The 1,517-nt window shown below is 45.7% G+C and carries 1 protein-coding gene; it reads right to left on the bottom strand.

Features of this window, described 5'->3' with window-relative positions; all coding sequences use genetic code 11:
* Positions 1–16: 16 nt before the first annotated feature.
* Positions 17–1,517 (bottom strand): IS66 family transposase (gene tnpC / locus ACYPWY_RS16195; RefSeq protein WP_459686582.1); only part of this gene is annotated, 1,501 nt, incomplete at its 5' end.

The following is a 1,517-nucleotide window of genomic DNA, read 5'->3' as shown; positions in this document are numbered from 1 at the left end:
GTAAGCATTCGGCAATCTACCCTTGCGGATTTTTTTCCGCCCAGTTCATAGGGAGCAAATCGGCTAGTTCGTTTACTTTGTGTTCATTGATACGATTCAGGACATCGGTCAACCATTCTGTCGGATTCACGTTGTTGAGTTTGCAGGTTCCCAGCAGGGAGTAGATGATAGCAGTGTGTTCAGCGGCTTCGTGATTCCCACAGAAGAGGTAGTTTTTCCTGCCCAAGGCTAAAGGTCTCACACCGTTTTCGGCTAAATTATTGTCGATATTGTATCTTCCGTCCAGGACATAACGACCCAGTCGTGGATAGATGGTATAAGCATAAGCGATAGCCTTACCGATGAGGGATTGCGGGAGGACTTTCCTGTAATTTTCATCCAACCATTTTTCAAACGACTTGATAATTGGATATGCCTTTTCATGGCGCATCTCCCTGATTTCTTGTGCAGACAATCCCTCCTGCTTCATATCATATTCCAGGTCATAGAGCATACGGATTTGTTTCAAAGCATAGTCTGCCCTGCGGGGATCATTTTTCAGGGCATTCTCAAACTTGCGCCGGGCATGCGCCCAGCAGCCTAACAAGAGTACATCCTGCTTGTTTTCATAAATGGTATAGGCTCCATAGCCATCACTTTGCAGTGCTCCCTTAAAATTTTTCAGGATACTGATTGCTGTTTTTTGTGAACGGGAACCTTTATCGTAATGGAAGTAGAGTTGTTTGGATTGTGGTGCGTGGACGATCCAGTGATAGCCTTTCCGGGTAGCTCCCGGCTTGTCTTTGTCCACTACCGGTATTGTCGTTTCGTCCATTTGGATATAATCGGATGACATTACCTCTTTTCTGAGTGTTTCATAAAGTGGTGTGAGTAATTTGATGGTTTCCGCAAACCAGCCGTTGACGGTGGAGGCGGCTAAATGGATGCCCTGACGCTTAAAGATTTCTATTTGACGATAAAACGGTAAATGATCCTGATATTTGCTGACCAGCAAGTGCGCCAATAACGATGCTCCGGCATTGCTTTTGGGTAAAACTTGGGTGGGAAGAACGGCGATTATCACGCCTGCTTCCTGGGGCAAGGCATATTTTTTACGTTCGATGCGTTTTACCCAAAACTCGCCGGGGGTATATTCCAATCGTTCCGTGATTTCTTCTCCGATACATTTGGAGCCTTCCGGTATGTTTTCCGGCTCAATCACCGTTACTTCTCTCCGCAAACTTGGGTCTAATGCCATCCGAACGGGTTTCGCCGGAGTTTCTTTTTTGTGAACGCGGGTATAGGTAATGGTTTGTACTTCTTCCCGGGCTTCTTTTTCTTCCGGTAACTCTTCCATCCCTGCAAAATCAAGTTTTAACTGATTGGGATCTTCCGGTAAATAGCGCTCGGATTTACGCCCGAAAAACGCCCGGCGAAAATAGGCTAACTGGTCTAATAATTTCTGTTTTTCTTCGCGCAACTCGGCAATCTCTTTTTCGAGTAAAACGATCTTTTCTGCCTCTGTCAGTTGCTTTTTC

It is taken from the genome of Viscerimonas tarda (assembly GCF_054601255.1).
This window is presented reverse-complemented; position numbering and strand designations above follow the sequence as displayed.